Origin of the sequence: Prescottella soli (assembly GCF_040024445.1) — a bacterium.
GTDB classification, from domain to species: domain Bacteria; phylum Actinomycetota; class Actinomycetes; order Mycobacteriales; family Mycobacteriaceae; genus Prescottella; species Prescottella soli.
In genome coordinates, this window is sequence record NZ_CP157276.1 from 5,197,852 (window position 1) to 5,221,843 (window position 23,992).

Genomic DNA, 23,992 nt, shown 5'->3' on the forward strand with positions numbered 1-23,992 from the left:
GCTCGACGGCTATGGAATCCGGTTCGGGAACGGCGCTCGACGCGCTCGCGCGGCTGCGGCACCACGGCGACGCCGAGGCGGGACCCGGACTGCTGGATTTCGCGGTCAACGTGCAGGGCGACGGCCCACCGGAGTGGTTGCGGCGCAGGCTCGCCGACGCGGTGGCAGGGCTCGGCCGGTATCCGAGCGCCGAGGCCGAGCGCCGTGCGCGCGAGCAGGTCGCGTCCCGGCACGGTCGCACGCCCGACGAGGTGCTTCCGCTCGCCGGCGGTGCCGAAGGATTCGCGATGCTGCCGCGGCTCGACGTCCGCGAGGCCGTGCTGATCCATCCCTCGTTCACCGAGCCCGAACTGGCGCTGCGCGAGGCCGGCGTCCCGGTGACGCACGTGACACTGGACGCGCCGTACCGGCTGGATCCGTCGGCGGTGCCCGAGTCCGCCGACCTGGTCGTGCTCGGCAACCCGACGAACCCGACGTCGGTGCTGCACCCCGCCGCCGACGTCCTCGCGCTGCGCCGTCCGGGCCGGATCCTGGTGGTCGACGAGGCGTTCATGGACGCGGTGCCGGGGGAGACGGAATCGGTCGCCGGCCTGGCGCTGCCCGACGTCCTGGTGCTGCGCAGCCTGACCAAGACGTGGGCGCTCGCGGGGCTGCGCTGCGGGTACGCCCTCGGCGCCCCCGACGTCCTGGCGCGGCTGTGCCACGGACGGGCCCACTGGCCGGTCGGCAGCCTGCAGCTCGAGGCGATCACCGCGTGCAGCGAACCCGCCGCGGTCGCGGAGGCGGGTGAGAAGGCGCGGCGGATCGGCGCGGACCGTGCGGTCGCCGTCGGACTGTTGCGGAACGCCGGGATCGAGGTGCACACACCGGCGGCGGCACCGTTCCTGCTGCTGCGCCTGCCCGACGGCGAGCGCATGCGCACCCGTCTGCGCGAGCGGGGGATCGCCGTGCGCCGGTGCGACACCTTCCCGGGACTGGGCCCGGACTTCCTGCGCATCGCGGTCCGGCCGCGAGCGATGACCGAACAGTTGATCGCGACCATGAGGGAGTTCCTGTGACCACACCACGGCTGGCCGACGTGATCGCGGCACTCGAGACCGCCTACCCGCCGGCGTTGGCCGAGTCGTGGGATTCGGTGGGACTCGTGGCCGGCGATCCCGCGGACGAGGTGCGCAAGGTCGTCGTCGCGGTCGACGCGACGGCCGGGGTCGTGGACGAGGCGCTCGAGTCGGGTGCGCAGCTGCTGCTGGTGCACCATCCGCTGCTGCTGCGCGGCGTCGACACGGTCGGCGCGCACACTCCCAAGGGCGCGCTGCTGCATCGGCTGATCCGCGGCGGCTGTGCCCTCTACAGCGCTCACACCAACGCCGACCGGGCCGACCCGGGCGTGTCCGACGCGCTCGCCGGGGCGCTGGGGCTGGTCGATACCCGGCCGCTGATCCCGATTCCCGACACCGTCACCGACAAGTGGGTGGTGATGGTGCCGACCACGGACACCGCCCGGGTGCGCGGGGCCCTGTTCGACGCCGGTGCCGGTGAGCTCGGCGACTACCGCGAATGCAGCTGGACGGTCACCGGCGACGGCCAGTTCCGGCCCCTGCCGGGAGCGACCCCCGCGCTCGGCGCGGTCGGGCAGGTCGAGGCGGTGCGCGAGGACCGCGTCGAGGTGATCGCGCCGCGGTCCGCGCGGTCGCGGCTCCTCTCGGCACTGCGCGCCGCGCACCCCTACGAGGAGCCGGCGTTCGACGTGTTCGAGACCGCCGACTTCCCGGGCACCCGCGGCCTGGGACGCATCGGCGCGCTGCCGCAGCCGCAGACGCTGCGCGAGTTCACGGCGCGGGTCGCGGCGGCCCTGCCCCGCACCGAGTGGGGGGTGCGGGCCGCCGGTGACCCCGACCGGATCATCCGCACGGTCGCGGTGTGCGGTGGGTCGGGCGACTCGCTGCTCGACACCGTCTCCAAGCTCGGCGCCGACGCCTACGTGACGGCCGACCTGCGGCACCATCCGGCGGACGAGCACCTGCGCAAGGGCGGTCCCGCGCTCGTCGACGTCGCGCACTGGGCCAGCGAACAGCCGTGGTGCGCGCAGGCCAAGGGCGTGCTCGACGCGCGGTTCGGGGACGTCGACGGCTGGGACGTGCGAGTGACGGACCTGCGCACCGATCCGTGGACCGTGGCCTGTCACTGATGTGGTCGGTGACGGGTGTATTCGGGGGTACGGTTGACGTCTGATCTCGGGCCGTCCGAGCACCCCTGAAGAACAAGAACACAGCAGGAGCTTCCACGCGTGAACGTCGATCCCTCAGTGCAGTCCAAGCTTCTCCAGCTCGCCGGTGTGGACACCGAGCTGGCTCGGCTCGCGCACCGTCGCTCGACGCTGCCCGAGCAGCAGGAGGTGGAGCGCCTCGAGGCCGAGCGCCTCTCCCGCAAGGATGCGTCGGTGGCCGTGGAGATCGTGCTCGACGACCTGGACCGCGACATCAAGAAGCTCGAGGGTGAGGTGGACGCCGTCCGCCAGCGCGAGGCGCGCGACCGCAAGCTGCTCGAGGGGGGAACCCTGGCCCCGAAGCAGCTGTCGGAACTGCAGCACGAGCTCGGCACCCTGGAGCGTCGGCAGGGCGTCCTCGAGGACGAACTGCTCGAGGTGATGGAGCGTCGGGAGGCGTCGCAGGCCGACCACGATCACGCCGGTGCACAGTTGACCCGGGCCGAGGACGAGCTGATCGACGCGGAGCGTCGCCGCGACGACGCGGTCGCCGACCTGGAGAAGACGCAGGAGCGGTGCGACGCCGACCGTGCCGCCCTGGTCGGGCAGTTCCCGGACGACCTGCTGGCCATCTACGAGAAGCAGCGCGAGCAGCGCGGCGTCGGGGCGGCGTTGCTGCAGGCCCGCCGCTGCGGTGCGTGCCGCATCGAGATCGACCGCGGCGAAATCGCCCGCATCGCCGCCACACCCGCCGACGTCGTCGTCCGCTGCCCCGAGTGCAGCGCAATCATGGTGCGTACCAAGGAATCCGGTCTGTGACCCAGAGCCGGGTCGTCGTCGAGGCCGACGGTGGATCCCGGGGCAATCCGGGCCCGGCCGGCTACGGCGCGGTGGTGTTCGCCGCCGACCGCGGTCGCGTCCTCGCGGAGCGTCGTGAGGCGCTCGGCATCGCCACCAACAACGTCGCCGAGTACCGCGGACTGATCGCCGGCCTGACCGCGGCCCGCGATCTCGGCGCGCACGAGGTGGACGTGCGTATGGACTCCAAGCTGGTCGTCGAGCAGATGTCGGGCAGGTGGAAGGTCAAGCATCCCGACATGATTCCGCTGGCGCAGCGGGCGCGGGAGCTGGCCGGATCGTTCGCGCGCGTGACCTACACCTGGATTCCGCGCAGCGAGAACAGTCACGCCGACCGCCTCGCCAACGAGGCGATGGACGGCGAGGACGCGATCACGTCGGGTGTCGTTGCCGACGAGGGGACCGAGGAGACGGCCCCCGCCCCGGCCTCGGCGCCGGGATGGACCGGTGCCGTCGGTGCCCCGACCCGGATGCTGCTGCTGCGGCACGGGCAGACGGAGTTGTCGGTCGAACGCCGCTATTCCGGTCGCGGGAATCCGCCGCTGACCGAGTTCGGCCGCGCTCAGGCGCGGGCGGCGGCCGAGCGGATCGCGGCCAAGGGTGCGATCGCGGCAGTGGTGTCGTCGCCGCTCGGGCGCGCCCGCGAGACCGCCGAGGCGGCGGCCGGTGCACTCGGGCTGCCGGTCACGGTGCACGAGGGGCTCACCGAGACGGACTTCGGCAAGTGGGAGGGCCTCACGTTCGGCGAGGCCGCGCAGCGCGACCCCGACCTTCACCGCCGCTGGCTGTCGGACACCGCGGTGCGGCCGCCGGAAGGCGAGAGCTTCGACGAGGTTCGGGTGCGGATCGAGGCCGTCCGCGACGATCTGACCACGGCCTACGCCGGGGCGAACATCCTCGTGGTCACCCACGTGACACCGATCAAGACGCTGCTGCAGCTCGGGCTCGACGTGGGCCCCTCGCTGCTGTACCGCCTACACCTGGACCTCGCGTCGCTCAGCATCGCCGAGTTCTACCCGGACGGTGGTTCGTCGGTGCGGCTGGTCAACGATACGTCGCATCTGTAGGGCCGTCGTCGTGTCGCGGTAGCGCGACCCCGAGGAACACGAACGTCACCCCGACGACGAGGTGGAGCCAGCTGGCGACACGGTCGATCGGCAGGAAGTTCGACGCGGTGTCGGAGTCGATGACCAGCCCGTACACGCCCGTCAGGATCGCCACCAGGCCTGCGCCGATGAGGAACATCTCGGCGGACGCCAGTGTGCGGGCCAGCGCGAGGCCGATGACGCCCGTGGTGATGTGCGCGACGTTGTGGAGGACGGACACGTCCGCCCAGCCGAGCATGTGCGCGTCCGAGCCGGGACCGGCCCAGGCGATGTCGCCCAGTCCGGACGTGACTCCGGGGACGAATCCGAGGACACCGATCAACAGGACGGCCACGGAGACGGCGATCGTGACCACTTGGGTGGTGGTTCGGGCGAGGCCCTCGTCCATCGCAATCGCTCTCCTCGCACAGTGGCCGGTACACGTTGGAGACATCGCACTCGCCCCCCATTGTCCGTCACTCCCACCTCGTGGGCGCCCGATTGGATTCCGCGCGAGTGGGGGGCGTAGCCTCTTGCGCTGTGAACGCCCTGCTGACCTGTCGCCGTTACGTCGACAACTGTCTGCAGGCGAGCGCGGTCTGTCACGCCTGACACCCGGTAGACCACTCGAGTCCCGGGACGGCTCGTCCTCCTGAGCCACCGTGCGTCCCCTTCGGTCGCGCGCATGTCGTCGTGCGCCGCCGGTTCCACATCTCCACCCGAAAGGCCCTCATGTCGGCCCCCACCCTCGACGCGCCCCGGCGCGCCCTGCCCAAGTGGGCAACCTCCTTCGGTCCCCAGATCGTCGCGGGTCTGATCCTCGGCGTCCTCATCGGCCTGATCGCCCGGTCCATGCCGGACGCCGCCGACGGCAACGAGAACTGGCTCGTCGGCACCGTCAAGACGATCGGTTCCAGCTACGTCGCGCTGCTCACCGTCGCGGTGATCCCGCTGATCTTCACGGCCGTCGTGAGTTCCATCGCGAACCTGCGCAACGTCGCGAACGCCGCCCGTCTCGCGGTGCAGACGCTGCTGTGGTTCGCGATCACCGCCTTCATCGCGGTGCTCGTCGGCCTCGCGGTCGGTCTGATCACCCATCCCGGCGCCAACACGACGGTCGACGCCGCGCAGGCGACGGCGCCCAAGACCGGGGGATCGTGGTGGGCGTTCCTCACAGGCCTCGTGCCGCAGAACTTCCTCGGCCTCGGCGCCAAGACCACGGTCACCGGTGACGCCGCGTCGGGCCTGTCGGCGACGACGTCGCTCAGCTTCAACGTCCTGCAGTTGCTCGTCGTCGCGATCGCGATCGGCATCGCCGCCCTCAAGGTCGGGGAGAAGGCCGAACCGTTCCTGAACTTCAACGCCGCGCTCCTCGCGATCGTGCAGAAGGGCCTCTGGTGGATCATCCGCCTCGCCCCGATCGGCACCGCGGCCCTCATCGCGAAGGCCGTCGCGACCTACGGCTGGGACGCCATCGGCCAGCTCGGTGTCTTCACCGTCGCCGTGTACATCGGCCTCGCGATCGTGTTCTTCGTGGTGTACCCAATCCTCATTCGCGTCCACGGACTCTCGGTGAAGAACTTCTTCTCGGGGGTGTGGCCGGCCACGCAGCTGGGCTTCGTGTCCCGATCGTCGATCGGCACGCTGCCGCTCACCGAGCGGGTGACCGAGCGCAACCTCGGTGTGCCGCGCGAGTACGCCTCGTTCGCCGTGCCGCTGGGCGCCACCACCAAGATGGACGGCTGCGCCGCCGTCTACCCGGCGATCGCCGCGATCTTCGTCGCAGAGTTCTACGGCGTCGATCTCAGCCTGACCGACTACCTGCTCATCATCGTGGTGTCGGTGATCGGATCGGCGGCCACCGCCGGCACGACCGGCGCGACCGTCATGCTCACGCTGACCCTGTCCACGCTGGGGCTGCCGCTCGCCGGTGTCGGTCTGCTGCTCGCGGTCGAGCCGATCGTCGACATGGGCCGCACCGCCGTGAACGTCACCGGGCAGGCACTGGTGCCGACGATCGTCGCGAAGCGGGAGAAGATCCTCGACGAGGACCTGTACAACGCACCCCGCACGGGTGACCCGTTCGCCGACGAGACGCTCGAACTCGCCCGCTGAACCGGTTGGCAGGACCGCCGCAGCGCGACCGTCGCTCCGGCTGGTGGTCGACGGAGTGGTCGCCCGCCCGAACTCGGTGCACGTCCCGGGTTCGGGCCGGCGGCCACGAGCATTACCGCCGCAGCCGTCACCGGTGAACGACGTCACGCCGGGTCCACCTGTGATTGTGAGAATGCTCCATCGTTCACGGCGGAGGTGAAGCACCGTTGTTCAGATTGGTCGTCGTTGAGACTGGACGTACTCGGTGATCGTCGACAGCGGTGCGCCGCCTGCGGTTCCGCAGTAGTAGGAGCGTGACCAGAGGTGCCCTCCCCACAGGTAGTAGTCGAGGTGGTCGGCGTGGTCGCGTCTCAGGTGTCTCGAGGAGACACCTTTGAGGGAGTTGATCAGGCGGGACAGCTGGACGGTGGCGGGGAAGCTGATGAGGAGGTGGACGTGGTCGTCTTCTCCGTTGAACTCGCGTAGTTCGCAACCGAACTTGTCGCACACGTCGCGCATGATGGTCTCGCAGTCGCGCAGAATCTCGTCGGTGAACACGCCCCGCCGATACTTCGTCACGAACACCAAATGGGCGTGGCATTCCCAAACTGCTTGGCGTCCAGGCGAATAGCGGAGATTTCTGTCATGACACCAATGTATCGTCGCGGGTGTGTTGAAACGCTACCGTTATCGGGCGTATCCGACGCCGGGGCAGGAGAAGGACCTGGCCCGGTTGTTCGGGTGTGTGCGGGTGGCGTGGAACGACGCGCTCGCTGCGCGTGAGACGGCCCGCGCGGCGGGATCTCCGGTGCCGTCGCGGGCAGAGCTGTCGGCGGCGTTGACGGCGTCGAAGCGGATACCGGCGCGCGCCTGGTTGGCTGAAGTGTCCTCGGTGCCGTTGCAGCAGGCGCTGGCGGATTTGCATCGCGCGTACGGAGCGTTCTTCGATTCCCGGACCGGGAAGCGGCGCGGACGGGCTGTGGGTGCGCCGCGGTTGAAGAAGCGAACCCACCGCCAATCGGTTCGGTTCACCCGCAACGCGGGGTTCAAGATCGCCGAGACCGCACATGGGGTGGGTTTGGTGGCGTTGCCGAAGATCGGACGGATCCGTTTCGAGGCGTCACGACTGCTGCCGTCGGATCCCTCGTCGGTGACGGTGACCCGAGAGGCCGACGGCCGCTTCTACGTGTCGTTCGTCGTCGACGTTCCAGACACCCCGCTGCAGGAGCTGCAAACGGTGGCGGGGGTCGATCTCGGGCTCATCGACCTGGCCACGATCGTGCGATCGGACGGGACGCGGGAGAAGATCGACCACCCGAGACACCTACGGGTTGCGGAGCGGCGGTTGGCGCGTGCGCAGAAAGCGTTGTCGCGGAAGCGGAAAGGATCGCAGAACAGGGCCAAGGCCCGGATCCGGGTTGCCGGTCTGCATCGGAAGGTGCGCGAGACGCGTCTCGATCATCATCACAAGCTCGCTCGGCGGTTGGTCCACGAGAACCAAGTGGTCGCCGTCGAGGATCTTGCGGTGTCGGGACTGGCGCGGACCCGTTTGGCGAAGTCGGTGCACGATGCTGGATGGTCGATCCTGGTGCGGTTGCTCGAGGAGAAGGCCTCCCAGTGCGGGCGGCAGGTCGTGAAAGTGAATCGGTGGTTCCCGTCGACCCGCACATGCTCCCAGTGCGGGGCAGTGGGTGAGGCGAAGCCGCTGCACGTCCGCGGCTGGGAGTGTGAGTGCGGCGCCTGCCTTGACCGCGACTACAACGCCGCAGTGAACATCATCGACGCCGCCGGGCTGGCGGAGTCGTTAAACGCTTGTGGAGGGGACGTAAGACTCCGGCTTGCTGCAGCGGACCCCGATGAAACAGGAACCCGCCGAACAGACCCCACCCCCGCGGGTGAGGCTGCGTAGGAATCCCCCGCGTTCACGCGTGGGAGGAAGTCAATTCAGCAGTTTCACCAGCGTCCGCAGATTGCGGGTGGTGGTCACGGCCTTGAGTTTCGGCTTGCCGGTGTTCTTGCCGAACGCGCTGTCGAGCGTCCGGCCGCGCTCGACTTCCCAGTACAGGACGCCGTCTCCGCCCTGGATCCGCTCGATCGCGGGATCGAGGTCGCCCTGCACGGTGAGCAGGCCGTCGAGGACGGCCGGCTCCGCGGTGAACATCACGTACGGGTGCCAGCCGTCGCGTTCGGGATCGAACGGGTACGCCTCGACGATCCGCGTGACCGTGTCCAGCTCGAGGACGAACACCCACGCCTCGTACCGGAACGCCGCGCGCAGCGCGGACTCGATGCCGGCCTTCAACGCCGCGGTGTCGGCCGAGTCCGTGGTGAACAGGACGTTCCCCGACGCGAGGACGGTCTTGACGTCGTCGAACCCGAGGTCGGTGAAGACCCGCCGCAGATCGGCCATCTTGATGTTGATGCCGCCGACGTTGATTCCACGCAGGAGTGCCACGTATCGGGTCATGCGGCGACCATACTTGCGCTCACCGACAACGGCAGGCGCGGAGCCGATTCGGACCCGACCCGCCTCAACCAGTAGTCTTGTCGTGCGGACGAGTTGGCCGGGCGGCCGCGGCGACGGGAACCGGCATCCACGAGATGTCAGGCCCGGTGCCGAGGAAAGTCCGGACTCCACAGAGCAGGGCGGTTGCTAACGGCAACCCGAGGTGACTCGCGGGACAGTGCCACAGAAAACAGACCGCCGGCGCGTGAGCGTCGGTGAGGGTGAAACGGTGCGGTAAGAGCGCACCAGCACCCCAGGTGACTGGGGTGGCTAGGTAAACCCCGCCCGGAGCAAGGTTGAAGGCCGCACCGGTGTCCTCCGGGACACGGTGTGCGGCTGCGCAGGTGATCGAGGGCTGCTCGCCCGAGCCTGCGGGTGAACCGCTCGAGGTACCCGGCGACGGTGTGCCCAGATGGATGGTCGCCACCCGGCGCGCAAGTGCCGGGGACAGGATCCGGCTTACACGCCGACTCGTCCGCCTAGCCTCGATACGACGAAGGCCCCCGGTGATACCGGGGGCCTTCGTCGTAGGTGCCGCTACCCGAAGTAGCCGCCGAGCGGGTTCACGATGAGCAGCTTGGCCCAGTACTCGGCGTCGGTCTTGCCGAGGTACGGAAGCAGGGTGTCGAAGATGATGTAGGACATGCAGGACTCCGATCTCTGACGCATCGCGTCGGTACATGAGGGACAGGTGCACCGGCGGTTCGGTGACGCGGGGGCGTCGACGCGAGTGCGCCGTACGCGCAGAGATTAGCAGGCCGAGCGGTTTTGTCACAGATCTACGTCGACAACTTCACGGCGACTTCACACAACGATCACTTCGCGTCGGCGGATGCGATGGTGACCGGGCCGGTCTCGGGGCACACTGAGGGCATGAGCGACGACGACAAGCAGTGGTATTTCAGCCTCTCGGACGGGTCGGTCAGCCAGGGGAAGTCGGCCAACGTCTTCGACCGCATGGGGCCGTACCCCGACCGGGAGAGCGCCCAGCGTGCGCTGCAGACGGCGGCGGAACGCAACAAGGCAGCGGACGACGCGGACGCCGAGTGGAACGATTGAACGGTAGGCCGCGGGCCGTCGGAATGGCCCGGGTCACCGCGCACGGTGTCGACTTCGACACGGTGCGAGCTGAATTCGCCCTTCGTGACGAGTTCTCCCCCGAGGTGCTCGCCGAGGTGGCCGGTGCGGTGGACACGCGGATCGGCGAGCGCGAGGACCGGACCGATCTCGCGCTCGTGACGATCGACCCGCCGGGTTCGATGGATCTCGACCAGGCACTGCACCTCGAGCGGACCGAGTCCGGCTTCGTGCTGCACTACGCCATCGCCGACGTGGCGGCGGTCGTGCTGCCGGGCGGCGCGCTGGACAGCGCCACACGGGACCGTGGACAGACCTTCTACCTGCCGGACGGTTCGGTGCCGCTGCACCCGCGGGCCCTGTCGGAGGACGCGGCCAGTCTGCTGCCCGACGTCGTCCGTCCGGCCGCCCTGTGGCGGATCGAGCTCGACGGGCGGGCCCAGCCGACGTCGGTGGCCGTGACGAGGGCTCTCGTCCGCTCGGTCGCCCGCTTCGATTACGAGACGGTGCAGGCGCATTCGGAGACCGGGACCCTGCACCCGTCGATCAGGTCGCTGCCCGAGTTCGGCAGGCTGCGGGCGGTCGCGGCGATCGAGCGGGGCGCGATCGAACTGCGCCTGCCCGAGCAGCGGGTCGTGCGGCACGGCGACGGATGGAAGGTCGAGATCCAGCCGCGGACCGAGGCCGACGACTGGAACGCGGAGGTGTCCCTGCTGACGGGCATGTGCGCGGCCCGGTTGATGCTCGAGGCGGGGGTCGGCCTGCTGCGGACGATGCCGCCACCGCCGGACAGCGCGGTGGCTTCGCTGCGCCGCACAGCCGGCGCACTCGGCGTGCCCTGGACCGACGGTCGCCGCGTCGGCGACGTGCTCGCCGCGCTCGATCCGAACACCGCGACGTCGCTCGTGATGATGACGGAGGCGACGACCCTGCTCCGGGGCGCCGACTACGTCGCCTTCGACGGCGAGTTGCCCGCCGTGCAGGGGCATTCGGGGATCGGCGACTCCTACGCGCACGTCACGGCGCCGCTGCGGCGGCTGTCCGACCGGTTCACCACCGAGGTGTGCCTGGCGGTGTCCGCGGGGGTCGAGATCCCCGAATGGGTGCGGATGGCGCTGCCGAGCCTGCCCGGCGTGATGCGGGCGTCGGATGCGCGCGCGAACAAGGTGGACCGTGCCTGCGTCGACCTCACCGAAGCCACGCTGCTGGCCGGACGCGTCGGGGAGGTGTTCGACGCGACGGTCCTGCGGGCGGCGGGGGACAAGCGCGGCGCCGAGGTCTTCGTGCCCGCGATCTCGGTGATCGCCAAGTGCATCGGGGATCCGGCGGAGGGCGACGAGGTGAAGGTCCGGCTGGTCGGCGCCGACGTCGTGGGCCGCTCGGTGCAGTTCGCGTTCCCGGCGTAGATGCACCCAGCACAAACGAGCGTCCGTACTCCTCGCAGCGAGATGAGAATGACTGAATCGATCGATTGGGAATCGAGAATCGCGGCCGTCCAGTGGCAGGAATTGAGGCATGCCTACGGTGAAGCCACCGATGTGCCGGAGTTGCTGCGTGCGTGCATGACGGACCCGGAGGCGCCGTGGGAGCTCGCTGGGTCGATCGTGCACCAAGGCAGCCTCTACACCTCGACCCCGGCGGCGCTCCCGATCCCCGCCGCAATGATCGTTGCGGACGCGTGCACAGGGCGGGTTGAAGCGCTTGGGGTGATCGACTTCTTCGGGTCGAGTGTGTATGCCGGGCGCGCGCTCACCGACGAACACAGCGGTGTCGCGGGCCCGGAGTTCGACGCTCAGTCCCGTGGCGCTTTCCGGGAATGCCTGACCACCGTCGCAGCCCTCGGTCGCAGCACCGACGCGGAGGTGGCAGAGGCCGTGGTGGCGGCATGCACTTGGCTCGACACCCCGCTACCTGCCGTCACCGAACTACTGACCGACGTGGCTGGATCAGGTGTCCCGGCCTCGGTTCGCGCGGACGCGCTGCTCGGTCTGTCTCGCCAAGGGCAGCTCGCTCCTGATCTCGCCCGGAAGGTTCGACAGTCTGGGGAAACTATCGAGCGTTTCGCGGTGGCCTGGGGCGAGATCGTGGAGGGTCGGGAAACTCCGGAGTCGATCGCCGAGCTGGCTTCCACCTGGGATGTCGTCAGCGACTTCCAAAAGCGCGTGCGGATCGAAGACCCCGCTGGGGCCCTCGCTGAACTCCGTGTTCCGTGGCCGCTCCTGGACACGATGATCGCGGCTGGCCCTAAGACCGCGAAGGACGCCGCCGCGGCGCTCAGCACACGACTCCAAATCCAGCCGGGCGATGCCGACGAGATCGTGGCGCGGGCTCACACACTCGCCAGGCACCCGGATCCCGAGGTGCGAACCAGCGCTGTGTCGCTGCTGGCCGAGACCGGACACTGGGACGAGGCCAAAGCGGTCACGGCAGCTCTACTCGACAATGCGCATGGTCCGCTCACGCCTGATGTGCTCGCCCTGCTCCTGACCAGCATCAGAAACGACGCAGCACCCGAGCACTGGCAGACTGCGTTACTCGAGCACCTGGATACCGCGCCCGCGCCCGTGATGACCCCGGTGCCGTTGGAGAGCATGGCCACACCGTTGCCGTCCGCGATGCGATGGGCCGGAGTACCGTGCACGCCGGAACTGCTCCGCCGCGTACGAGCACAGTTGGCTGCGGCGCTCATTGATCCCGGCCCGCACAATCAGCGAGTTATCGGTTGGGCGTCCTTGGTGGCCGAGTGGGGTGCTGACGCTACCGATGCGGCACCGGAGATCCTGGCGGCGCTACCGCTTGCACCGAATCCGTGCGCAACCGCGCTCGCTGAGATCGGCGCGGCATCCGACAGGGCCTTCCTTTCCCCGCCACGCTAGAGGCCCGATTGAGCGGACGGCCCCGCCACGATTTGAGTGCGGCGAAGGATCGGTCGCCGACGTTGCGGCCCTTGTCATTCTCGAAGTCGAAGCGGACCGGGCGGCCGCCAGGCAGGCAACGGCTCGATCAACGACCTCCAGCCCGTTCCGGCGTCAGGTCGTGAAGTCGAGTTCCCGGTGGGCGCGGCGGATCGCCTTGACGTGTCGGGGCAGGTCGGTGACGGCCCGAATCGCACGCTGCTCCTCGGTGGCGTAGAGCAGCCCGTACGTGAACGTGTCCTCGTCGTCCTCGCGGGCCTGCGCGGCCGTGTCGATGATCCAACCGCGGGCGAGGACGCCGTCCTGGTGGTCGCCGAGCATCGTCTGCAGCGCCTTCGCGGCGGTGCCGAGGTCGGCGGCGGACGGCTCCGTCACCGCGACGGCCTCGGCCGCGTACCGGAGCTTCTTGGCGCGCTTGCGCACCCGGTGCAGGGCGGGGCCGATGTCCGCGCCGTCCTGGCGCTCGAGCGCGCGTACCTTCTCGGCCGCCTTGCGGAGCTGCCGGTACGCCTTGTCGAGCCCCGCCCGGAGCGTCATCTCGGCCGGGACGGCGTGGTCGCCCGAGGTGACCTCGTCGAGCAGGGCGCACAGCGCCGCGTACCGGGCCTCGGCGAGCACCTCGACCGCGTGTGCGTGCGCGGCGCGGTACAGGTCCTCTTGCGCCCCGACCAGCCGCTGGTGCACCGATCCCACCACCAGATCGGCCGGTTGGGCGTCGATCAGGTCCGAGAACCGGGTCGCGAGGACCTCGGCGTCGCGGGCCTTGCCGAGAACCGATCCGAGCCAGCGCAGTTCGGCGCGGGCGGTGTCCGTGGCCTCCCGCGGGAAGGCGTGCCGGAACGAGCCCAGCAGGCTGCGGAGGCGTCGGGCGGACACCCGCATCTGGTGCACCGAATCGGGGGCGTCGGCGCGCACGTCGGCGGCGAGCGACGAGAGTCGTTCGTAGTGTTGCCGTGTCGCCGGGACGATCACGTCGGCGACAGCGGTGCCGTGCTTTCGTGCTGCCACGGTTCAGGTCTACCAGTATGGACGGTGCGCGTCGACGGAAACCGTCACGCGCGGAAGCGGTCCGTGGCCTCCACCAGGTGGTGCGTGATGCCCGGTTCCGCGGCGGCGTGGCCCGCGTCGTCGACGATGTGGAGCTCCGAGGCGGGCCACGCGCGGTGCAGTTCCCACGCGCTGGTCGCCGGGCACACCACGTCGTAGCGGCCCTGCACGATGACGCCGGGGATCGATGCCAGGGTCGCCGCGTCGCGCAGCAGCTGTCCCTCGTCGATGAAGCCGGCGTTGCGGAAGTAGTGGTTCTCGATCCGCGCGAACGCCAACGCGAAACGCGGCGCCGACGTCTCCTCGACCCGCTCGGGCCGGGGGAGCAGCGTGCTGGTCGCGCCCTCCCAGCTGGACCACGCGATCGCGGCATCCAGCGCGACGTCGGGGTCGTCGGAGTGCAGCAGCCGGTGGTACGCCTCGACCAGGTCTCCGGAGCGCTCCTCGGGCGGGACGGGAGCGAGGAACTTCTCCCACCGCTCGGGGAAGATGTGCCCGGCCCCGCCGTTGTAGTACCAGTCGACCTCGCTGCGGCGCAGCAGGAAGATGCCGCGCAGCACCAGTTCGGTGACCCGCTCCGGGAATCGCTGCGCGTACGTCAGCGCCAGCGTCGACCCCCACGACCCGCCGAACACCTGCCAGCGGTCGACGCCGAGATGGGCACGCAGCGTTTCGATGTCGGAGACGAGGTGATCGGTGGTGTTCACGGACAGGTCGGCACCGTCCGCGACGTGTGGGGTGGAGCGTCCGCAGCCGCGCTGGTCGAACAGCACGATGCGGTAGGCCGCGGGGTCGAAGTACTGCCGGTGCGCCGGATCGGTCCCGCCACCGGGGCCGCCGTGCAGGAACACCACCGGCTTGCCGTCGGGGTTGCCGCTCACTTCCCAGTACACGCGCTGGTCGTCACCGACGGCGAGGAATCCCGTCGCGTGCGGCGCGATCGGGGGATACAGCGTCCGCACGGGTCAGAACCCGATCAGCCCGGACGCCAGGTTCTGGATCTCGAGCGCCTCCAGCGCGCCCTGGCGCACCTGCGGGCACTGCTGCGTCGTGATCGTGTCGATCTGTCCGCGATCCCCGGCGAGCTTCACCAGGTCCATGCCGTTCGCGGTGGCCCACGAGATCACGACCGTGTTCAGGCCGCCCTTGCCGAGGGTCGGCGTGTAGGTCCGCCAATTCTGCAGCTGCGCTTCCATATCCGAGCACAGCTGCGCGGCCTGCGTGGCGGTGACGCCAGCGACCTGCCCGCTCGCGCCGCCGGGCGTCGAGGGTGCCGACGACGACGTCGCGTCGGCGGTGTGGGCGCTGTTGCCGGGCGTCGGGGACTCGCCGGTGCTGCTGCACCCGGCGGCGAGCGCGGCCAGTGCCGCGGTCGCGGCGACGGTGGCCGCGAGGCGTCCTCGGCGTTCGGTCATGGTGCACCTCGGTTTTCTCTCGGGGGACCGGTTGCGGCGGTCGGGAATGTCGAGTGTGCCAAAGATTCGGGGGCGTCCGCCGATGGCTCGGCCGACGCCCCCGATCCCGGACGCGGAAATTCGGGCGTCAGAAGCTGTGCTCGGGGCCCGGGAAGGTGCCGGCCGCGACCTCGGTCGCGTACGCGGCGGCGGCGTCGCGCAGGGCGCCGCCGACCTCGCCGAACCGCTTGACGAACTTGGCCGTCTTGCCGCTGGTGAAGCCGGCCATGTCCTGCCAGACCAGCACCTGCGCGTCGCACTCGTGGCCGGCGCCGATACCGACGGTCGGGATGGTGAGCTTGCGGGTCACCTGGCCGGCGAGCTCGGCGGGAACCATCTCCATCACGACGGAGAAGGCGCCGGCCTCCTGGACCGCGATGGCGTCGGCGATGAGCTGTTCGGCGCCGTCGCCGCGGCCCTGGACCCGGAAGCCGCCGAGGCTGTTGACCGACTGGGGGGTGAAGCCGATGTGGGCCTGGACGGGAATTCCGGCCGCGGTGAGCGCCGCGATCTGCGGGGCCACCCGCTCGCCGCCCTCGAGCTTGACGGCGTGGGCCTGCCCTTCCTTCATGAACCGGAAGGCGGTTTCGAGCGCCTGCTGCGGTGACGCCTCGTAGGTGCCGAACGGCAGGTCCGCGATCACGAGGGCGTGCGGCGCGCCGCGCACCACGCCGCGGACGAGGGGCAGCATCTCGTCGATCGTGACCGGCACGGTGGTGTCGTAGCCGTACACCACGTTGGCGGCCGAGTCGCCGACGAGCAGAACCGGGATGCCGGCCTCCTCGAAGAGGCGGGCACTGGAGTAGTCGTACGCGGTCAGCTCCGCCCAGCGGGTGCCCTCGGTCTTCATCGCCTGGAGGTGATGGATCCGGGTCTTGCGCTTGGGTGCGTCGGAGGGTGCGGAGCTGGTCGAACCGTACGGAGCGGTCTCGGACATCGTTGTCCCTTTCTGGCCTCGAGGCCCGCGTGTGCGGGTCCCCGGGTTGGGTGATGACGGCTCAAGTCTGCCACCGTGTCGCGGGGCCGCGAAGAGCCGTTTCGGTGCCGTTCGTCACACCTGCTCGCCGCGTTGTCGGGACTGGTCGTAGTCGCGGGTCGGGCACGGTCGGTGCGGGTGCCCGAACGCGGGGGAGCTGGCGTTTCGGCGCGGCGTGGCACGATCGAAGGCATGCAGTCCAGACCCCGCACGCTCCTGGCCGCCGCGATCGGGACGGTCGCCGTGCTCGCGGTCGGCTGCAGCTCCGGGGCGGCCGGCGACGGCGCGCGGAGCATCGCGGGCACACCGGTCGCCGCGGAGGCGGCGCCGGGCGCGGGCGTCGTCCCGCCGGGCCTCGAATCCTTCTACACCCAGGACGTCCGGTGGGGGTCGTGCGACAGCTACGCGACCGGCGGCGAGGCGCTGAGCCCGAAACTCGAGTGCGCGACGGTCACGGTTCCGCTCGACTACGCGAACCCGGGCGGAGACACCGCGCAGATCGCGATCTCCCGGTCGCGGGCGACGGGTGCGCGGCTCGGCTCGCTGCTGGTCAATCCCGGCGGTCCCGGGGCGTCGGGGCTGGGCAGCGCCTCGGTGACCGACGGCACCGAGGTGGCCGAGCGGTTCGACGTCATCGGCTTCGATCCGCGCGGGGTGGGTGCGTCGACGCCGCAGGTGCGCTGCCAGACGCCGCAGGAGGCCGACGCCGAGCGGCGCGACCCCGACGTGGACATGAGCCCGCAGGGGATCGCCGAAACCGAGCAGAAGAACCGCACCTACGCGCAGCGCTGTGCCGAACGGTCCGGGCTGCCGCTGCTGGCGCACGTCGGCACGCGCGAGGTGGTGCGCGACATGGACGTCATCCGGTCGGTCCTCGGCGACGCGAAGCTCAACTACCTCGGTTTCTCGTACGGCACCCGGATCGGCACGGCGTACGCCGAGACCTTCCCGACGAACGTCCGCGCGATGGTGCTCGACGGCGCGCTCGATCCCGAGCAGGATCCCGTCGAGGAGGTCGTGCTGCAGGGGGCCGGATTCCAGCAGGCGTTCGACGCCTTCGCCGCCCAGTGCGCGACGTCGGCGGACTGCCCGCTGGGCACCGATCCGGCCGCGGCCAACGCCCGGTTCCGGGCGCTCGTCGGCCCGCTGATGACCCGGCCGGCGGCGACGACGGATCCGCGCGGCCTGAGCTACGGGGACGCGGTCACCGGTGTGCAGCAGGCGCTGTACTCGCCGAACCTGTGGAGTTCGCTGCGCGGCGGGCTGACCCAGCTGACCCAGGGGCGCGGCGACACCCTGCTGCTGCTGTCGGACATGTACGAGGGCCGCGGGGACGACGGCAGCTACTCGAACATCAACGACGCGTTCAACGCGATCCGGTGCGTCGACGACCCGCCGCTGACCGACCGCGCGGTCGCGGGGGAGGCCGACACGCGGTACCGGCAGGCGGCACCGTTCCTCGACGACGGCCGCGGCACCGGCAACGCGCCGCTCGACATGTGCGCGTTCTGGCCGGTGCCGAACACCGGCGCGCCGCACCGCATCGACGTGCAGGGGCTGCCGACGTCGGTGGTGGTGTCGACGACCGAGGACCCGGCGACCCCGTACCAGGCTGGGGTCGACCTGGCCAAGCAACTCGGCGCCTCGCTCATCACGTACCGAGGCGCTCAGCACACCGCGGCGTTCGACGGCGTTGCGTGCGTGGACGACCCCGTGACCGCGTACTTCGTGGATCTGACCACACCCGATCCGGACCTCACCTGTTGAGCTGGGGCGGACGAGACGAATTTCACCTGACCAATTAGCGGAAGCCTGGTCCTCCTTCAGGGCCGGGAGGAAGCTGATCTGGTTTGTGTCGTGGACCGGCAGCTACTGGGTGGGTGGTTCGGGCCGTTGGACTCGGCGAGCGTGGCTCCGAATGTGTCGTAGGCCTGTGCCATGATCTGCCCGCAGCGGGTCGGTATCGGGTCCGGCGAGGGCACCACGCCGACGCTGGGTCACGAAACGGAAGGCGGTGGGAATGAAGCGGATCGTTGTGGTCAAGCTCGTTCCCACGGGCGAGCAGGCCGCAGCGCTGAAGGCGACGTTGGTGGCGTGCAACGAGGCCGCTGATCGTGTATCCGACGTCGCTCGAACGGCGTCTGATCGTCGTGCGTTCGCGCTGCAGAAGTCGGTGTACGCGCAGTTGAAGGCCGCTGGGCTGTCGGCGCAGCCCGCGATCCGCGTGATCAAGAAGGTTGCGAACGCATATGCTGCGCCCTCGTCGAATCTGAAGGCCGGGAACTATGGCCGGGTCGGGTCGAAGCGGTATGTGGCAGTGGCGGAGTCCCCGATCCGTTTCCGGGTGTTGGCGGCGCAACCGTTCGACGACCGGTGCCTGTCCTGGCAGGTCGAGTCGTCGATGGTGTCCATCTGGACGATCGCGGGACGGTTGAAGGGTGTGCGGTTCGTGTGCGCGCCATGGCAGCGGACGTTGTTGGCGGACCGCAAAGGCGAGTCCGATCTAGTGTTCCGCGACGGCGAGTTCTACCTGTACGCCGTGGTCGATCAACCGTCTGCGGAACCGGTCGTTCCAGCCGAGGATCCTGCCGCAGGATGGCTGGGCGTCGACCTCGGAGTCGTGAACCTGGCAGTGACCACCGACGACGATCCGGACAGCCTCGATGACCGGTGGTCGGGTGGGGCCGTGACACGGCGGCGAAAGAGATACCGCGCCGTTCGGACCGCCCTGCAGAAGGTGGGAACGAAGTCCGCGAAGCGGAAACTGAAGACTCGGCGTCGGAAGGAGCGCCGGTTCGCCACCGACATCAACCATCAATTGTCGAAAAAGATTGTCGCTCAGGCGCAACGCACCGGACGTGGTATCGCGATAGAGGATCTGTCGGGTATCCGCGAACGGGTACGGCTGGCCAAGAAACAACGAGCACGGGTGCATTCGTGGGCATACGCCCAGCTACGCACACACATCGAGTACAAGGCGGAGATGGCGGGGGTGCCCGTGCAGGTCGTCGACCCGCGCAACACCTCGCGCACCTGCTCACAGTGCGGGCACTGTGACGCGGCGAACCGTCGTACGCAAGCGGTGTTCCGGTGCCGAGAATGTGGGTGGGCCGCGCACGCAGACCACAATGCCGCCCGCAACATCGCTCTCCTCGGACACAAGGACTATTGGGCCGCCCAATCAACCGTGCCTCGAGCAGCCGCCGCTCTAGCACCCAGTTAGAGAAGTGAGCTGCAAACCTGGTCCTTCAGGGCCAGGTAGTTGATGATGTAACACAGATTTAACGCTACGTGCTTAGTCTCACGGACATGGATCGCCAAAAGGAGTTCGTGCTTCGCACCCTCGAAGAGCGCGATATTCGGTTCGTCCGACTGTGGTTCACCGACGTGCTCGGGTACCTCAAGTCGGTGGCGATCGCGCCCGCGGAACTGGAAGGTGCCTTCGAGGAGGGCATCGGCTTCGACGGCTCGGCGATCGAGGGCTTCTCTCGGGTCTCCGAGGCCGACATGGTCGCGAAGCCCGACGCGTCGACGTTCCAGATCCTGCCGTGGGCGCACAAGGACGGTGCGCAGCACTCGGCGCGCATGTTCTGTGACATCGCCATGCCCGACGGAACGCCGTCGTGGGCGGACCCGCGGCACGTGCTGCGCCGTCAGCTCGGCAAGGCCAGCGACCTCGGCTTCTCGTGCTACGTGCATCCCGAGATCGAGTTCTTCCTGGTCGAGAACGGTCCCGTCGACGGCACCACCCCGATCCCGGCCGACAGCGGCGGCTACTTCGACCAGGCGGTCCACGACCGGGCGCCGAATTTCCGTCGCCACGCGATCGACGCGCTCGAGTCGATGGGCATCTCGGTGGAGTTCAGCCACCACGAGGGCGCGCCCGGCCAGCAGGAGATCGATCTGCGCTACGCCGACGCGCTGTCGATGGCCGACAACGTGATGACGTTCCGGTACGTCGTCAAGGAGGTCGCGATCGACGAGGGCGTGCGCGCGTCGTTCATGCCGAAGCCGTTCAGCGATCAGGCCGGCTCGGCGATGCACACCCACATGAGCCTGTTCGAGGGCGACACCAACGCCTTCCACAACCCCGACGATCCGATGCAGCTGTCGGAGACCGGCAAGGCGTTCATCGCCGGAATCCTCGAGCACGCCAACGAGATCAGCGCCGTCACCAACCAGTGGGTGAACTCGTACAAGCGTCTGGTCCACGGCGGCGAGGCGCCCACGGCGGCCACGTGGGGTCCGTCCAACCGCTCCGCGCTGATCCGGGTTCCGATGTACACGCCGAACAAGGCGTCGTCGCGTCGCGTCGAGGTCCGCAGCCCCGACTCGGCCTGCAACCCGTACCTGTCGTTCGCGGTCCTGCTCGCCGCCGGCCTGCGCGGCATCGAGAAGGGCTACGAGCTGCCGCCGGAGGCCGAGGACGACGTCTGGGCCCTCACCGACGCCGAGCGTCGGGCCATGGGCTACAAGCCGCTGCCCGGCAGCCTGGCGGACGCGCTGCGGGAGATGGAGAGGTCCGAGCTGGTCGCCGAGGCGCTCGGCGAGCACGTCTTCGACTTCTTCCTCCGCAACAAGCGGCGTGAATGGGAGGAGTACCGCAGCCAGGTAACTCCCTTCGAGCTGAAGGCCTACCTCGGCCTGTAAGGGCCGCCCTGATCCCGTCGATCCCGAAGAGGTGAACCGCGTGCCCCATCCGGCCAGTCCACGTTCGGTGCGTGACGACGTCCAGACCGGCGGCGGCCGGTGAGGCCGCCGTACGCGAGGTCCGCGGTGCCCGGTGTGGGGCGGCTCGGACTGATCGAGCCGACCGCGCCGGCCGAGCTGGACGCACTCGGGTGGTCCAACCTCGACGGCGTCGAGTTGCTGTGGGCGCTGTCCCGGGCCGCGAACGCGGACCTCGCGCTCCGCACACTGGGGCGGCTGCGGGAGGAACTCGGGGACGCGTGGGGCGAGCTCGACGCCGCGCTGCGCACCGACAAGGGCCTGCGGGGCAGGCTCTTCGCGCTGATCGGAGCGTCGAGCGCGTTCGGCGATCACCTGGTGGCCGACCCGGCGTCGTGGAAGCTGCTGGCGGGCGACGTGAGCCTGCCGCCGAAGACGGAGCTGACGCGTCGACTGCTGGCCTCCGTCGGGGCCACCCCCGAGACCGGACCCAACGCCTCGCCGATGCTGCACCGCGCCGCGGTCACCGGTCCGGACGCCGTTGCGGCGCTGCGGAAGTGCTACCGCGACCAGATGATGGTCCTGGCTGCCGTGGACCTCGCCGCCACCGTCGAGAACGAGCCGGTGGTCCCGTATCAGACAGTGGGGCAACAGCTCTCGGACATGGCGGATGCCGCCCTGACGGCCGCGTTGTCGGTGGCGGTCGCCGCCGTCTGCCCGGACGAGCCGTGCCCGGCCCGGATCGCGGTGATCGCGATGGGCAAGTGCGGTGCCCGCGAACTCAACTACGTCAGCGACGTCGACGTCGTGTTCGTGGCCGAGCCGTCCAACGCGCTGTCGAGCCGCATCGCCGGTGAGATGATGCGCGTCGGGTCGTCGGCGTTCTTCGACGTCGATGCGGCGCTGCGTCCCGAGGGCAAGCGCGGCGAGCTGGTGCGCACCCTCGACTCGCACGTCACCTACTACAAGCGGTGGGCCAAGACGTGGGAGTTCCAGGCGCTGCTCAAGGCTCGGCCGATGACCGGCGACCTCGAGCTCGGTCGGCAGTACGCGGACGCGGTGGGACCGATGGTGTGGACCGCGTCCGAGCGCGAGGACTTCGTGCCCGAGGTGCAGGCCATGCGGCGGCGGGTCGAGGACTCGGTGCCCCCGGAACTGCGTGAGCGCGAGTTGAAGCTGGGGCGCGGCAGCCTGCGCGACGTCGAGTTCGCGGTGCAGCTGCTGCAGTTGGTGCACGGCCGCGCGGACACGTCGCTGCGCGTCAAGAGCACCGTCGACGCGCTCACCGCCCTCGCGGCCGGCGGGTACATCGGTCGCGACGACGCCGCGAACCTGACGGCCTCGTACGAGTTCCTGCGGCTGCTCGAGCATCGCCTCCAGTTGCAGAAGCTCAAGCGCACGCACACGCTGCCGCCGCCGGAGGACGAGGAGGCGCTGCGCTGGCTCGCCCGCGCCGCCCACATGCGTCCCGACGGGCGCAACGACGCGTTGGGGGTGCTGAAGGCGGAGATCAAGCGCAACTCCCACCGGGTCCGGCGCCTGCACGCCAAGCTGTTCTACCGCCCGCTGCTCGAATCGGTCGCACGCATCGACAAGGAGGCGCTGCGACTCAGCCCGGACGCCGCCGTCCGGCAGTTGGCCGCACTCGGCTACTCGGCCCCGGAGAACGCTCTCGGTCACCTCACCGCCCTCACCAGCGGCGCGTCGCGCAAGGGCCGGATCCAGGCGCTGCTGCTGCCGACGCTGCTCGAATGGCTCGGTGACACACCGGATCCCGACGCCGGCCTACTCGCGTACCGCAGGCTCTCGGACGCGCTCGTCGACGCCACCTGGTTCCTGCGTCTGCTGCGCGACGAGGCGGCGGTGGCGCAGCGGCTGATGACCGTGCTCGGCTCGTCGGCCTACATCCCCGACCTGCTGATCAAGGCGCCCGACGTCATCCGACTGTTCGCCGACGGCCCGTCCGGACCGCGGCTGCTCGAGCCGCAGCCCGAGGACGTCGCACGCGGCATCCTCTCGTCGTCGGCGCGGTACGTCGACCCGGTGCGGGCGATCGGAGCGGCGCGGTCGCTGCGCCGGTACGAACTGGCGCGGGTGGCGAGCGCCGACATCCTCGGCATGCTCGACGTCCCGCAGGTGTGCCGGGCGCTGTCGTCGGTGTGGGCCGCGGTGCTCAATGCGGCGCTGGCCGCGGTGATCCGGGCGAGCGAGGCGGAGTCGGGCGAACCCGCTCCCGCGACGTTCGCCGTGATCGGCATGGGCCGGCTCGGCGGCGGGGAACTCGGCTACGGCTCCGACGCGGACGTGCTGTTCGTGTGCGACCCCCGCGCGGGCGTCGACGAGACGCGGGCGGTCAAGTGGGCCAACCTGATCGGCGACCGGGTGCGGACCCTGCTGGGTGCGCCCAGCACCGATCCGCCGCTCGAGGTCGACATCGGCCTGCGTCCCGAGGGGCGCAGCGGCCCGCTGGTGCGGACGCTCGCGTCGTACGAGGCGTACTACGCGCAGTGGGCGCAGTCGTGGGAGGTCCAGGCCTTGCTCCGGGCGCACACCGTCGCGGGCGACGAAGACCTGGGGCTGCGCTTCCTGCACATGATCGACAAGACCCGCTACCCCGAGGGCGGGGTGTCGGAGCAGGCGGTCCGGGAGATCCGACGGATCAAGGCCCGCGTCGACTCCGAGCGTCTGCCCCGCGGCGCCGACCCGGCAACGCACACCAAGCTCGGCCGCGGCGGACTCGCCGACGTCGAGTGGACCGTCCAGCTGATCCAGTTGCGGCACGCGCACGAGGTCCCGTCGCTGCACAACACGTCTACCCTCGAGACGCTCGACGCGATCGGCGCCGCGGAGTTGTTGAGCGAGACCGACATCGAGCTTCTGCGCGACGCGTGGCTGACCGCGACCAAGGCGCGCAACGCGCTGGTCCTGGTGCGCGGCAAGCCGACCGACCAGCTGCCGGGCCCGGGCAAGGTGCTCTCGGCGGTCGCCCAGGTGGCGGGCTGGCCGGGTGGCGACGCCAACGAGTTCCTCGACAACTACCTGCGGGTCACCCGGCGCGCGAAGGCCGTGGTGCAGCGGGTGTTCGGGGGCGAGTAGCGCGAGACGG

General features: G+C 69.9%; 20 protein-coding genes and 1 other RNA gene. 14 read left to right on the forward strand and 7 right to left on the reverse strand.

The genetic code is table 11. The features are described 5' to 3' along the window. Positions 1-11 precede the first annotated feature (11 nt). The 4 genes from cobC to ABI214_RS24240 all read left to right on the forward strand — a co-directional run bounded on the left by cobC (position 12) and on the right by ABI214_RS24240 (position 4,131). Entirely contained in the window at positions 12-1,058 is a 1,047-nt protein-coding gene (cobC, locus tag ABI214_RS24225) for an Rv2231c family pyridoxal phosphate-dependent protein CobC (protein ID WP_348604961.1), read from the forward strand. Then, entirely contained in the window at positions 1,055-2,188 is a 1,134-nt protein-coding gene (locus ABI214_RS24230) for a Nif3-like dinuclear metal center hexameric protein (protein ID WP_348604962.1), read from the forward strand. Before cobC ends, ABI214_RS24230 begins: the two co-directional genes overlap by 4 nt. 99 nt (positions 2,189-2,287) lie before the next feature. After that, positions 2,288-3,025: a zinc ribbon domain-containing protein gene (locus ABI214_RS24235; RefSeq protein WP_348604963.1), complete on the forward strand. Its 738-nt coding sequence runs from the start codon at positions 2,288-2,290 to the stop codon at positions 3,023-3,025. After that, complete coding sequence (locus ABI214_RS24240) at positions 3,022-4,131, forward strand: bifunctional RNase H/acid phosphatase (protein WP_348604964.1); 1,110 nt, start codon at positions 3,022-3,024, stop codon at positions 4,129-4,131. Before ABI214_RS24235 ends, ABI214_RS24240 begins: the two co-directional genes overlap by 4 nt. Here the strand turns inward: ABI214_RS24240 and ABI214_RS24245 are convergent. After that, on the reverse strand, positions 4,109-4,558 hold the full coding sequence (locus ABI214_RS24245) for a DUF4383 domain-containing protein (protein WP_348604965.1): 450 nt from the start codon (positions 4,556-4,558) through the stop codon (positions 4,109-4,111). The genes ABI214_RS24240 and ABI214_RS24245 overlap by 23 nt on opposite strands. 323 nt (positions 4,559-4,881) lie before the next feature. Here ABI214_RS24245 and ABI214_RS24250 point away from each other — a divergent pair, with 323 nt between their 5' ends. Then, on the forward strand, positions 4,882-6,264 hold the full coding sequence (locus tag ABI214_RS24250; RefSeq protein WP_348604966.1) for a dicarboxylate/amino acid:cation symporter: 1,383 nt from the start codon (positions 4,882-4,884) through the stop codon (positions 6,262-6,264). 210 nt (positions 6,265-6,474) lie between these two features. Here the strand turns inward: ABI214_RS24250 and tnpA are convergent, their stop codons facing one another. Beyond that, positions 6,475-6,903: an IS200/IS605 family transposase gene (gene tnpA / locus ABI214_RS24255; protein ID WP_348611998.1), complete on the reverse strand. Its 429-nt coding sequence runs from the start codon at positions 6,901-6,903 to the stop codon at positions 6,475-6,477. A 10-nt stretch (positions 6,904-6,913) separates the two neighbouring features. Between tnpA and ABI214_RS24260 the strand changes: the two genes are divergently transcribed. Then, on the forward strand, positions 6,914-8,152 hold the full coding sequence (locus ABI214_RS24260; protein WP_348604967.1) for an RNA-guided endonuclease InsQ/TnpB family protein: 1,239 nt from the start codon (positions 6,914-6,916) through the stop codon (positions 8,150-8,152). Positions 8,153-8,182: 30 nt separating this feature from the next. Here the strand turns inward: ABI214_RS24260 and ABI214_RS24265 are convergent, their stop codons facing one another. Then, positions 8,183-8,710 carry a DUF1697 domain-containing protein gene (locus tag ABI214_RS24265; RefSeq protein ID WP_348604968.1) on the reverse strand — a complete coding sequence of 176 codons (528 nt, stop codon included), beginning with the start codon at positions 8,708-8,710 and terminating at the stop codon, positions 8,183-8,185. Between the two features lie 89 nt (positions 8,711-8,799). Here ABI214_RS24265 and rnpB point away from each other — a divergent pair. The 4 genes from rnpB to ABI214_RS24285 all read left to right on the forward strand — a co-directional run bounded on the left by rnpB (position 8,800) and on the right by ABI214_RS24285 (position 12,702). Continuing rightward, an RNA gene (gene rnpB / locus ABI214_RS24270) (RNase P RNA component class A) lies at positions 8,800-9,227 on the forward strand. A 395-nt stretch (positions 9,228-9,622) separates the two neighbouring features. Then, positions 9,623-9,808 (forward strand): hypothetical protein, encoded by a 186-nt coding sequence (locus ABI214_RS24275; RefSeq protein ID WP_348604969.1) that lies wholly within the window; start codon positions 9,623-9,625, stop codon positions 9,806-9,808. 23 nt (positions 9,809-9,831) lie between these two features. Next, the gene (locus ABI214_RS24280; protein ID WP_348612001.1) at positions 9,832-11,232 is read left to right on the forward strand and encodes an RNB domain-containing ribonuclease; all 1,401 of its coding nucleotides are present in this window, start codon (positions 9,832-9,834) and stop codon (positions 11,230-11,232) included. A 48-nt stretch (positions 11,233-11,280) separates the two neighbouring features. After that, the gene (locus ABI214_RS24285; RefSeq protein ID WP_348604970.1) at positions 11,281-12,702 is read left to right on the forward strand and encodes a hypothetical protein; all 1,422 of its coding nucleotides are present in this window, start codon (positions 11,281-11,283) and stop codon (positions 12,700-12,702) included. Between the two features lie 153 nt (positions 12,703-12,855). Here the strand turns inward: ABI214_RS24285 and ABI214_RS24290 are convergent, their stop codons facing one another. From ABI214_RS24290 to panB, 4 genes are all read right to left on the reverse strand, one after another. After that, complete coding sequence (locus tag ABI214_RS24290; protein WP_348604971.1) at positions 12,856-13,749, reverse strand: CHAD domain-containing protein; 894 nt, start codon at positions 13,747-13,749, stop codon at positions 12,856-12,858. A 44-nt stretch (positions 13,750-13,793) separates the two neighbouring features. Beyond that, on the reverse strand, positions 13,794-14,750 hold the full coding sequence (pip, locus tag ABI214_RS24295) for a prolyl aminopeptidase (RefSeq protein ID WP_348604972.1): 957 nt from the start codon (positions 14,748-14,750) through the stop codon (positions 13,794-13,796). A gap of 3 nt (positions 14,751-14,753) precedes the next feature. Further along, positions 14,754-15,203, reverse strand: a complete 450-nt coding sequence (locus ABI214_RS24300; RefSeq protein WP_348604973.1) for a hypothetical protein — start codon at positions 15,201-15,203, stop codon at positions 14,754-14,756. A gap of 127 nt (positions 15,204-15,330) precedes the next feature. Further along, entirely contained in the window at positions 15,331-16,179 is an 849-nt protein-coding gene (panB, locus tag ABI214_RS24305; protein ID WP_348604974.1) for a 3-methyl-2-oxobutanoate hydroxymethyltransferase, read from the reverse strand. Between the two features lie 231 nt (positions 16,180-16,410). Between panB and ABI214_RS24310 the strand changes: the two genes are divergently transcribed. The 4 genes from ABI214_RS24310 to ABI214_RS24325 all read left to right on the forward strand — a co-directional run bounded on the left by ABI214_RS24310 (position 16,411) and on the right by ABI214_RS24325 (position 23,982). Further along, complete coding sequence (locus ABI214_RS24310; RefSeq protein ID WP_348604975.1) at positions 16,411-17,985, forward strand: alpha/beta hydrolase; 1,575 nt, start codon at positions 16,411-16,413, stop codon at positions 17,983-17,985. A 253-nt stretch (positions 17,986-18,238) separates the two neighbouring features. Continuing rightward, on the forward strand, positions 18,239-19,441 hold the full coding sequence (locus ABI214_RS24315) for an RNA-guided endonuclease InsQ/TnpB family protein (protein ID WP_348604976.1): 1,203 nt from the start codon (positions 18,239-18,241) through the stop codon (positions 19,439-19,441). Positions 19,442-19,527: 86 nt separating this feature from the next. Further along, positions 19,528-20,868 (forward strand): type I glutamate--ammonia ligase, encoded by a 1,341-nt coding sequence (glnA, locus tag ABI214_RS24320; RefSeq protein ID WP_348604977.1) that lies wholly within the window; start codon positions 19,528-19,530, stop codon positions 20,866-20,868. Between the two features lie 99 nt (positions 20,869-20,967). Then, positions 20,968-23,982 carry a bifunctional [glutamine synthetase] adenylyltransferase/[glutamine synthetase]-adenylyl-L-tyrosine phosphorylase gene (locus ABI214_RS24325; RefSeq protein WP_348604978.1) on the forward strand — a complete coding sequence of 1,005 codons (3,015 nt, stop codon included), beginning with the start codon at positions 20,968-20,970 and terminating at the stop codon, positions 23,980-23,982. Positions 23,983-23,992 lie beyond the last annotated feature (10 nt).

Excerpts from the sequence above, each read along its gene's own strand:
- glnA (WP_348604977.1), top strand. The coding sequence starts at position 19,528 with ATGGATCGCCAAAAGGAGTTCGTGCTTCGCACCCTCGAAGAGCGCGAT.
- ABI214_RS24310 (WP_348604975.1), top strand. The coding sequence starts at position 16,411 with ATGCAGTCCAGACCCCGCACGCTCCTGGCCGCCGCGATCGGGACGGTC.
- ABI214_RS24245 (WP_348604965.1), bottom strand. The coding sequence starts at position 4,558 with ATGGACGAGGGCCTCGCCCGAACCACCACCCAAGTGGTCACGATCGCC.
- ABI214_RS24250 (WP_348604966.1), top strand. The coding sequence starts at position 4,882 with ATGTCGGCCCCCACCCTCGACGCGCCCCGGCGCGCCCTGCCCAAGTGG.
- ABI214_RS24285 (WP_348604970.1), top strand. The coding sequence starts at position 11,281 with ATGACTGAATCGATCGATTGGGAATCGAGAATCGCGGCCGTCCAGTGG.
- ABI214_RS24280 (WP_348612001.1), top strand. The coding sequence starts at position 9,832 with ATGGCCCGGGTCACCGCGCACGGTGTCGACTTCGACACGGTGCGAGCT.
- cobC (WP_348604961.1), top strand. The coding sequence starts at position 12 with ATGGAATCCGGTTCGGGAACGGCGCTCGACGCGCTCGCGCGGCTGCGG.
- ABI214_RS24315 (WP_348604976.1), top strand. The coding sequence starts at position 18,239 with ATGAAGCGGATCGTTGTGGTCAAGCTCGTTCCCACGGGCGAGCAGGCC.
- panB (WP_348604974.1), bottom strand. The coding sequence starts at position 16,179 with ATGTCCGAGACCGCTCCGTACGGTTCGACCAGCTCCGCACCCTCCGAC.
- ABI214_RS24300 (WP_348604973.1), bottom strand. The coding sequence starts at position 15,203 with ATGACCGAACGCCGAGGACGCCTCGCGGCCACCGTCGCCGCGACCGCG.
- ABI214_RS24275 (WP_348604969.1), top strand. The coding sequence starts at position 9,623 with ATGAGCGACGACGACAAGCAGTGGTATTTCAGCCTCTCGGACGGGTCG.
- ABI214_RS24265 (WP_348604968.1), bottom strand. The coding sequence starts at position 8,710 with ATGACCCGATACGTGGCACTCCTGCGTGGAATCAACGTCGGCGGCATC.